The following is a 9,902-nucleotide window of genomic DNA, read 5'->3' on the forward strand; positions in this document are numbered from 1 at the left end:
AACGCCCTACGAAGCCATTAGGCGACTCAGTGAGAAAAAACCTGAAATCTTCTCTCGAATACCAAGCCATGACATGTTGGGACCAAACACCTAGGACTTCCGATGTTCGCATCAACCTCGCAAGACGGCCCTCACCAGAGGCTTACGAATCATAGAGCAAGCACATAAGTGCGAAAGTGGACGCGGCGGTAGTCGCCTCGCCGGGGAAACCATGCGGCTCCGTCTTGAGCTGCCACACCTCAAATGAATTCTGATATGCGGAAACGAACGGTTACATGTTTGTCATTGACTAGCGGTACTGGGATAGCAACATGACCAACTCAACCATGTTGTTGGCCGCACACAGGGATGCATCGATGGCGACTGGTACCATAAAGTTTTTCAACGGCGAAAAGGGCTTCGGGTTCATAACTCCCGAAACTGGTGGACAGGACGTATTCGTCCATGTCTCCGCACTTCAACGCGGCGGCTCGTTGCGGGAAGGCGACAAGGTCAGCTACGAGATTGGTCAGGACCAGAGGACTGGCAAATCAATGGCGGAAAACGTTTCGGTCATTTGATAGCAGCGGCTATGAATCAACCCCAAGGCAGCTGGTTCATGTTTCCAATACCAACCATTTCTCGGAAAGACATTCGATCGCTGATCATGTGCGAAATCTGCACGTAGCTATCCGCGCGCAGCGTTCTCAATATGCCAACCGAAAAGCCAGGCGTCGGCTTTTTGCAACCAGTTGTCCCGCTCATATCGACATGTTGATTTGTTCAGGTATGGAGCGATGGGGTTCTCAGCCGTCGAACGCCCGAGCACTCGCGCGTTCATGCCGCGCTGTTGCCAATCGAGAATGACTTGTTCATCGAACTTCATATCGATCCTCATTTGCGAGCGGCGCCTATATAGGGCTTTCGCCTTCTCTGCAGATCGAAGCTTGCGCGGAGCTTGCCGGTTTGTCCATCTGTCTGGATCACGTTTCGGCTTATGCACAAGCAGTATCCAGTGTTTCCTTGAAAAATCTGCTTCAGCTGTGGGGGTCCCGCCTATCCGAACGCAGTGTCGCTTCGTTGAGTTAGCAACTAAGTGCAGAGCCCGGAGGGCTGAAACGCGCCCCCGCTGGAGATTCGGCTCATAGACGCCCTCTGCCACGTATCTCAGTTCAAGAATTTCCATCGAACCACTCTCGGCGGCAGGCATCTCCGTTTTATTGAAGTCGGGCGGCGAAGTGCAGGTTTCCTTCACAATAAAGTACAAGCTGCCAGCCGATACTTCATCAACGCCGCGGGACGTGCGGGTTGCGCCCTGCCCAGAGGGTGGACGACCCAGTGTCCACTATTGATCGAGCGCCTTCCAGCACTAAGAGCCGATTTCCCCAGCCTCAGTTTAAGAAGTGATTACTCATGCTGAGACGACGGGGGAACTGACCTGAGACCCATCTTCCCTCCGGTTTTCAGGAGAGTCTTGGGTTTTCAATCTGGCCTTATGCGGCCTGTTTTTCCATAGCCATTTTCATCGCGAATTCATTGGGTGTGATGTTGCCCAGTGAAGAGTGTGGTCTGTTCCGATTGTAGTCCTCCTTCCATGCTGTGATTTCGATCCTTGCCTGCGTCAGTGACGAGAACAGTGTTTCGTTGAGGCATTCGTCACGGAAGCTGCCGTTGAAGCTTTCTACGAAGCCGTTCTGCATCGGCTTGCCCGGTGCGATGTAATGCCATTCGACGTGAGTGCTTTGGCACCATTCCAGAACGGCCATGCTTGTCATCTCCGTGCCATTGTCGGAGACAATTGTTCGCGGCTTCCCTCGTTGGGCGATGACAGCATCGAGTTCACGCGCAAGCCGCCGGCCCGAGAGCGACGTGTCGGCGACCAGCGCCAGGCATTCGCGGGTGAAGTCGTCGACGACGGCCAGAACGCGAAAGCGACGACCATCTGTGAAAGCGTCGCTGACGAAATCCAAGCTCCATCGCTCGTTGGCACGCGAGGGCAGCGCCAGAGGGCGTCGCCAGAGGGCGTCTCGTCCCCAAAGCCCGTTTGCGTCCACCACGTTTGCGCACCGTCAGCTTCTCTTCGCGATAGAGACGCCGCAGTTTCTTCAGGTTCATGATGATGCCCTGCCGACCCAGCATGACGTGGATGCGGCGATAGCCGAAACGACGGCGCTCGGACGCCACCAGCTTCATTGCCTCACGGATATCAGCGTCATCCGGTCGAACGCTACGATATCGAACGCTCGACCGATCTACGGACAAAACCTCACACGCCCGACGCTGGCTCACCCCATGTTGTTTGCAGACATGAGCCACAGCGTCCCGCTTCACATCGGGCGTCACCACTTTTTTGAAGCGACATCTTTCAGAATGGCATTGTCCAGCATGGTCTCGGCCAGCAGCTTCTTCAGCTTGGCGTTCTCGTCTTCCAAAGCCTTCAGCTTGCGGGCATCGGACACCTCCATGCCGCCGAACTTTGCCTTGTATTTGTAGAAGGTCGCCTCGGATATCCCGTGCTTGCGGCAAACGTCGGCCGTCCGCATGCCGCTTTCCTGCTCCTTCAATATCCCGATGATCTGCTCGTCCGTGAACCGTGAATGCTTCATTCCGTCCGTCTCCTTGATACGACGGACTCTACCAAAATCTGGAGGAAGTTCAGGGGCTCAGGTCAAGGAGAACGCAATGTTTAAGAGACAGGTTGTTTTGGTCGGCGCCACCCTTCTGGTCGCAGGATCAGTTTTTGCACAGGAGTCCACGGTGAATGGCGCCGCCGGTGGAGCGGTCACCGGCGCTATCGTGGGCGGCCCGGTCGGTGCCGCTGTAGGCGGTGTTGCTGGCGCGATCGTCGGCACCGCGATCGATCCGCCGCCGCAGCGTGTAGTCACATATGTTCGCGAAGCGCCCGCCCCAACGGAACGGGTTGTCGTCGAAGAGCGCGTCGTCGTCGGGGAGCCACTTCCTCAGACGATTGTTGTTCAGCAGGTGCCTGACAATCCGAACTACGGATACGCGGTGGTCAATGACCGGCGTGTGATCATTGAGCCTTCGAGCCGCCGTGTGGTGCAGGTTATTGATTGATCCTGGCTTTGCCAGACGGACGGGACGGTGCCATCGCGGTGAGGTGGCACTGTCAAATTTGCGTCATCAGCCTGTCGACAGGATCGTCGTGAACTTGCGGCGAGCTGTTCAATGCAACGTCCGTCGTGCATCGCGGACAGGGAATAATAACGCCATTGCAGACGCAACGGCGTCTGCTAGTCCGCGTCAGGAGCGGATGCGATTCACACGCGAAGCGCGTTCCCTTCCATGCGTTGCACGATGCTGACGACAGTATCACTGAGATGTCTCGGAATTTGGTCTAGTCCCTGCTGGCGATAAAAGTCGGAAATGCCCAAGTGGCCAAAAAGATGATTAGCAGCAACTGTAGCTGACTTTGCCCTGGCCCCAATGGGTTTCTATCCATAGTTCATCAATGTGCTGCCGAGAGCCGCGAGTTCCCGTTAGTCTCTCACACTATTCTGCATATAGGTGTGTTTCACAGCATAGGTATCAACCGTCAAAACCGTGCGATACTAGGGTTTTGGACAGAATTGCTAGCAGACTGTGATTCAGGGCGTTTACACTGTTTTCTGCCTCCCGAGAAGGGTTGATACGTGTTGTCGTCGAGACGGTACGAGCTATACTTCTGCATACACCAACGCGCATTCGAGTTCATCTCTTCAGCACTACTATTACCCGCTAGCTGTTGTGCAGGTACGATTAGAGTGGGAGGCAAGCAGGGTTGGCGGGATCCTCCACCGTAGGGATGGTAGGTGTTGCTGACCGGATCGAAGGAGCGGTACCGCGCGCTGCACCATTCACGCGACTTCAATGCTTGTAGCTCGGCAGAGAGGGATTTCGGCAATGTGTTTTGTTCGTCAGATGGGCTAATATTTGTTGGCGACCCGAGCGTCCGGGTTGTGCGCCCAACGGGTTCGAGCTCGGCGATGATAGTATTCCCCGACTGGGCGGCGGGAAGGCGTTGATAAGCTTGCTGTCTGCGATCAACTCACTTTACCTCGGATGGCCAAAGGGGCTCGTCATGCAACTTGGTGAACGAATGAGGCTTTGACTGCTGCGCGACCTCTGACGCTACCTTTAATCCGCCGGCGGCGACTGGAAGCAGACACGTAGCGAGCAAGAGACTTGTGAAAAGTTCGCGCATGAGAACAACCTGATGATTTTGCGTACGAAAATGCCGCCGCTATCAAATGGTTCCACTGCATATGGTTTGACTAACGCTGGTGCGCGGTGTCGAACACGTCTACGCTTTAATCGAGAGTAAGGACAAGGATTGAACCTGCGCGGCAGGCACACTGTCAAAGGTCATCATTCCTCCGAGACGTCGGGGACGCCGTCGCTCTGACCGCCAAAACCAAATGCGGGGCTTACGGAGACGCGGCCATGGACGCCTTTTCAGAAAATGCGCGTGCGGCGTTTTCGATATTCCAGCCAAATATCCAAGCTTCTGCTTTTTGCAACCAGGAATGCTTTTCGAGTAAACAGCTCGCGTTCGCGATACGGGCCGCTACAGGATTATCACCCTTAGACAGGCCCAGCACACGGGCGTTCATTCCAAGCTGCTGCCAATCAATCAGGGCTTCCATGTCGAAATTCATTTCCGATCCTCATTATCGTCGCGTTACATTCGCGACGTTGTCTGCTGCGACAGTCTTCGAATCGAGCTGGCATGGAGACTATCTGAAATCTCAGGAAGCCTCGAGTTAAAACTGGCTCTTGAGCTGTGCGGTAGCGTACCGATAACTCCCGAGCATTTAGCGGGCATTCCGATCTCCTCTCAACTCCTGCGGCGTTACGACGTTAGACCGGTCAAAGTGTCTGCGCGAGTATTAACAGGCAACAATGGGCTAATTTCGCGACATCGCTCCTCTTGCCGAAGACGATCCAGAGCGCTGGCGGGGGAGGAATGCTTGGAACTTCGCGCGCTACCAAAGATGATCATCACTGCCTTGATCGATTTGTACCCAAACAGATGTTTTCAGTTTTTCCGACGACGCGGAGATGGCATGATCAAATAGATATGTTTGCCGAAATGTTCCTCCTGCTCTAAGAATGATTCTAAATAGGCCTCGGTGCCGACCAACTACCCGGTTGGCCGCGTGTCCATCTAGGAATTGCAAATGGTTAGAGAGATTCGAAATGATCGGGTCCAGCAGGCTCTAGACAGCGTGGCCGAGAAGAAATCTGACAGGCTTCAGAGGCGAGGAACGCGGCCTGCAAGCACCAACAAAAAGAAAAGCGAAAAGAACAGGCTCGACGCGAATGCCCCTGACGGAGATATTGTGCCGTCCGACGATCTTGAGATTGGGCACAATCGTGTGCCTTCTTCTGCTCATACATGAAATGTGGCGGTAAACGCATTCAGTAAATAGCGTCTATTCCCTCTTATCCATAAACACCCAGCTCTGTCGTTCCCGCATAGTCAGCGTGTGCCCCCGATTGAACACGTAAATTTCGCCGCTCTATGGGCTGAACTTCCTATCGATTTGTTAAGGCTAGCGTCTTCTTGAAAGAGCTAATTCAACAGCTGTTAATCTAACTATGGCTCCCTGCTTCGACCGCGGGGGACCATACATGCATCGCTTCTTCATTCTTTTCAGCTTCCTTTTCGCTATGGGACAATCTGTCCACGCCGCACCAACGGAGTGGCAAGTCACTATGACGACAAGACAGGTGAACTACACGACCGATTCGAAAACTTGGCTCGCAGTCAAAGTCGGCGATGTAATTCCGAATAAGGCTTGGGTTTCCACAGGACCAAAGGGAAGGGTCCAGCTCTCTCGAGGCGTGGAGTCTGTTTCCTTTCAGCCGAACACGTTGGCAAGCATTACCACCTCCGGTTTTTTTCAAAAGACCACCGAGGTTCGCCAGCAGACCGGTACGCTCGACCTCGAAATCGAGAAGCGCAGCAGGCCTCATACGACAGTCCAGACGCCGTACCTTGCCGCTGTCGTCAAAGGTACAGCGTTTCGCGTGTCAGTCACAAAGACAACTGCGAGCGTTTCTGTAACGCGTGGCCTCGTTCAAGTGAGTTCATTCGCCAGTGGCCAACGCTCGTCCTTGGGGCCTGGTCAACGCGCCGCAGTCGATGGGGTGAAAGGGATGACGGTCGCCGGGGCTGTTTCAAAGCCCTCTATTAGTGCCGTGGAACCATCAGTGGCTAGCGTGCGGGCTGTTGGCGCAACAGCGCTCAACGGCCAACCGCAGTCCACGGCCGCTGGAAAAAACTCTACGACGTCTGGCTCGACGAACAGCAATCGCGCCGACAGTGCTGGCCATTCGAAGAGCGGAAGCAGTGACGATGGTGCCGGGAACGGCAATGGAAACGGGAACGGAAACGGGAACGGAAACGGCAACGGCAACGGCAACGGAAACGGAAACGGAAACGGCAACGGAAACGGAAACGGCAACGGAAACGGGAACGGAAACGGCAACGGGAACGGGAACGGGAACGGGAACGGCAACGGGAACGGGAACGGGAACGGGAACGGGAACGGGAACGGGAACGGGAACGGGAACGGGAACGGGAACGGGAACGACTAAAGTCGTTATCGGGTGTCTAGGGGGACGTGATGGGTTTTTGGAGAAAAGTACAAACGTCACTCGCTGTTCGCGCCGCGTTCGTCGCTCTTATGTGCGCCGTGCCAGTTTGGACGGCCGTAAAGCCGTTCACCGATTACGTCGACAATGTCATTGCCAGCCTTCGTTTCAAAGCTTTGCAACGGCCGGCGAGTGGCGACGTTGTCTTCGTGGCAATCGATAAGAAAAGTCTTGATGCGGTCGGCGTCTGGCCTTGGCCACGAGGCGTTCACTCGGAGATCATCGATCGACTGACAGCGGCGGGTGCTCGTGACGTTTTTCTCGATATTGACTTCAGCAACCCGTCGTCCGCCAAGGAAGATGATAAGCTCAGGCTATCACTCATTGCTGCCGGCGGAGGCACTGTGTTGCCGGTATTCCGGCAACACGAAAGCGCCGTACCGGGATCGTCCACAAGCGTAACAAGGCCCATCACCGCCCTCGCCTCAAATGCTTGGCTTGCATTCGCTAACGTCGAACTTGCGGAAAGCGGGCTGATAACGACGTTCAAAATGGCCGATCGATTGGACGGAAGGGTGACGCAGTCCGTACCTGCCGTCTTGGCACAAGTCGACGACACCGCTGGTACCTATCTCATAGATTATTCAATCGACCCTTCAACAATCCCCACTGTTTCTGCCTCTGAGCTAATAGATGGAACGGTTCCACCGAGCGTTTTCGCCAATAAAGCGGTGGTTGTTGGCGCTTACGCTACTGAACTGAAGGATGTCTATCCAGTACCATTGTACGGGCCTCTGGCGGGCCCCCTGATCCATATCTTGGCGACCGAAACGATTTTGCAGCACCGATTGGCATCGGGCGTCGACCAGACAATACCGGAACTGGTTCTCGCAGCGGTGCTTATAGCGCTAGCTATAAGCTTCAGAGTGTATCGTCCCGTCGCTTTTATCGCGACTGCCGTCATACTGATCACAGCAATGGAAAACGTTGCATTCGTTATCCAGGCCAATGATGCCCATGCAGTAAGAACGGCAAATGGCTGGATACTTGTGGGCCTTTCCCTCTTACTCGCCCTAAGCGAGAGAAGTAATTTTGCCCACATCCGAAGCCGGATCGCCATTGCCGACTTTCGAACTTCGAGGAATACACTCCAGTCGATAATCGCGGACAGCAGTGACGTCGTCCTTGTTTTCGATGAAAACCTCTGCGTTCTCGATCGGAGTGCGTCTGCTGATGATCTCAACTCAGAGCATGAGGACGGCAACGACCCCCGTCAAACTATTCCAATCACGTTGATGCCGCATGTCGAGGAGGCTGTCCTTCGTTTCAGAGCAGGCAGCGCGCCGACCTACTCAGTTTCTACAGACTTTGAGGTGGATCGCAGGGGTTTCGAGGCCCGTTTTGAAGCGTCAATTACGATTTCCCGTTCTGAGCGTCTCGACGTTAGGGGTGAGCAAATCAACGGCTTTATCGGAAGCGTTATCGCTCGAGACGTTACTGCCCGTCGAAAATACGAAGCGGACCTCCTTCGAATTTCCCAGATCGATGAATTAACTGGGCTGCTGAACCGCCGAGAATTCATCAATCGCCTTCAGTCCATGATCGAACCGCAGGTTGTCGTCGCTGTTGGACTGCACAGATTTCCTGAGCTCAGTGCGACTCTGGGCCGCCTAGCGTGCGACCAGTTGCTGCGTGCAATCGCTGGCCGCTTGTCCAGTGTCTCGCGCGTGTCGCATTTGGGCCGTGTCGATGGTGATTGCTTTGCGATGTCACTGAGCCTGCCCACTCGGGACTTCCACGAGATGCAAGCGGAAGCCATCCTCAGGCAGTTCGCGCTTCCTTTTGAGGCCGATGGGTCCGAAATCTACGTTGACGCTCGTCTGGGCATTTCATTGTTCGACGACATTAGGCTTCCGGCCGCGTCCGCAGTGGATCACGCCGAAACAGCACTTATCGACGCGAGGTCTAACCCCAATTCCAACTGGATCGTCTACGATGAAAAATGTGCCCAGAATCAACTTCGAGCCAGAAAGCTCGAACAGGCGATGCGCGCGAGCCTGAGACGGGACAAATTCTTCCTCGCATATCAGCCGCAGGTCGATCTCGCTACGGGACAGATGGTAGGGGCTGAGGCGCTCATGCGGTGGAGGCATCCAGAATTTGGCCTGGTTTCGCCAGGTGAGTTTATCCCCGTTGCGGAGAGCAGTGGTGTCGTGTGCGACTTGGGCACATGGGCGCTTCGAAATGCCTGCGCGACTGCGATGACATGGCCACCTCATATGACGGTGGCCGTTAACGTCTCCCCCATTCAGTTTGCCAAGACGGATATCCTGGCGGAGGTTAAGAGAGCTTTGGCGGAAAGCGGGTTAGCCGCGCACCGGCTTCACCTGGAGATGACCGAATCCGCATTCCTGGAAGGCACAGAGCGTCTGTTGGGCGTGATATCGCAGTTGCGCAGCCTTGGTGTTCGCATAGCACTCGACGATTTTGGCACTGGCTATTCATCCCTCAGCTACATGGCTGGTTTCCCGTTGGACAAGCTGAAGATAGACCAGTCTTTTGTCCGCAAGCTGACGACCGACCATCAGTCTCTTCTGATCGTAAAAGCGGTAATCTCTCTCGCTCAGGGCCTCGGGCTGAAGCTTGTCGCTGAAGGTATTGAGAACGAAGAAGAGCGGCGGATTCTCGCCGAATTGCAATGCGAGGAAGGACAAGGCTACCTGTTTGGGAGACCGCAGAGTGCTGAAGAGATTATGCAGCAACTAGCAATCGGGAATGTTAACGAGGCTGCCTAACCACTTATGGAGCACTGAACAGATGGGTCTTTCCAGGATCGCTATCCAAAAAATGTTCGAGTTCAGAAGGTCTTGAAGGGACTCGAACTACCGACATGCAATATCATCTCGATAAACGCCTGTTAACTAACGTGTTTTCGCAACACCCGCATCCCGCCCATTCCTGTTAGGGTTCGAATTGATTGCTGCGCCTATTTTTGTGGGCGCTCAGACAGCCGCTCAGCCTTAGCGGTATGCGGCGCAGGTACCACGGACTAAAGCGTATCGCATCTATTCGGCCTCATATCCTGCTGCCTTGAAGAAGTTTCTGCACTCATCGACGGAGAAGAGGCTGATAATGTCGCCGAGTGCTTGGGTGATGGTGTCGAAGCTGCGTGCGGCTCGTTTTCGCAGCAACGCCTTGAGTTTCGAGAAGGCCATCTCGATCGGATTGAGGTCGGGCGAATAGGGAGGCAGGAAGAGAAGCCACGCTCCTTCCGCCTTGACCAGTTGCTCGGCTCGCTCGCTTTTGTGGAAGCCGACGTTGTC

At 54.8% G+C, this 9,902-nt stretch carries 8 protein-coding genes and 1 pseudogene; 4 read left to right on the plus strand and 5 right to left on the minus strand.

From position 1 onward, the window contains the following. Positions 1 to 356 precede the first annotated feature (356 nt). Positions 357 to 560, plus strand: coding sequence for a cold-shock protein (locus J2T09_RS27285; protein WP_306840241.1), 204 nt, complete (start codon positions 357 to 359; stop codon positions 558 to 560). A gap of 107 nt (positions 561 to 667) precedes the next feature. Here the strand turns inward: J2T09_RS27285 and J2T09_RS27290 are convergent, their stop codons facing one another. Together J2T09_RS27290 and J2T09_RS27295 are read right to left on the minus strand one after the other, a co-directional pair. Then, a complete protein-coding gene (locus J2T09_RS27290) occupies positions 668 to 865 on the minus strand; it encodes a CrpP-related protein (RefSeq protein WP_306840235.1) in 198 nt (65 codons plus the stop codon). 607 nt (positions 866 to 1,472) lie between these two features. Beyond that, positions 1,473 to 2,585: pseudogene (locus J2T09_RS27295) on the minus strand (IS3 family transposase). Positions 2,586 to 2,661: 76 nt separating this feature from the next. Here J2T09_RS27295 and J2T09_RS27300 point away from each other — a divergent pair. Next, positions 2,662 to 3,057: a DUF1236 domain-containing protein gene (locus tag J2T09_RS27300; protein ID WP_306840236.1), complete on the plus strand. Its 396-nt coding sequence runs from the start codon at positions 2,662 to 2,664 to the stop codon at positions 3,055 to 3,057. Positions 3,058 to 3,535: 478 nt separating this feature from the next. Here J2T09_RS27300 and J2T09_RS27695 read toward each other — a convergent pair whose 3' ends face one another. Then, positions 3,536 to 3,883: a BA14K family protein gene (locus J2T09_RS27695; protein ID WP_373458667.1), complete on the minus strand. Its 348-nt coding sequence runs from the start codon at positions 3,881 to 3,883 to the stop codon at positions 3,536 to 3,538. 523 nt (positions 3,884 to 4,406) lie between these two features. After that, a complete protein-coding gene (locus J2T09_RS27305) occupies positions 4,407 to 4,637 on the minus strand; it encodes a CrpP-related protein (RefSeq protein ID WP_306840237.1) in 231 nt (76 codons plus the stop codon). Positions 4,638 to 5,613: 976 nt separating this feature from the next. On the opposite strand from J2T09_RS27305, the gene J2T09_RS27310 reads away from it, so the two are divergent. Continuing rightward, positions 5,614 to 6,582 (plus strand): FecR domain-containing protein, encoded by a 969-nt coding sequence (locus tag J2T09_RS27310; protein WP_444939726.1) that lies wholly within the window; start codon positions 5,614 to 5,616, stop codon positions 6,580 to 6,582. Between the two features lie 29 nt (positions 6,583 to 6,611). Continuing rightward, on the plus strand, positions 6,612 to 9,374 hold the full coding sequence (locus tag J2T09_RS27315; RefSeq protein WP_306840239.1) for an EAL domain-containing protein: 2,763 nt from the start codon (positions 6,612 to 6,614) through the stop codon (positions 9,372 to 9,374). 270 nt (positions 9,375 to 9,644) lie between these two features. On the opposite strand, the gene J2T09_RS27320 is transcribed toward J2T09_RS27315, so the two are convergent. Further along, the coding region (locus tag J2T09_RS27320; RefSeq protein WP_306840240.1) for a transposase at positions 9,645 to 9,902 on the minus strand (258 nt) is incomplete at its 5' end.

Origin of the sequence: Neorhizobium huautlense (genome assembly GCF_030811685.1) — a bacterium.
GTDB lineage: Bacteria > Pseudomonadota > Alphaproteobacteria > Rhizobiales > Rhizobiaceae > Neorhizobium > Neorhizobium huautlense_A.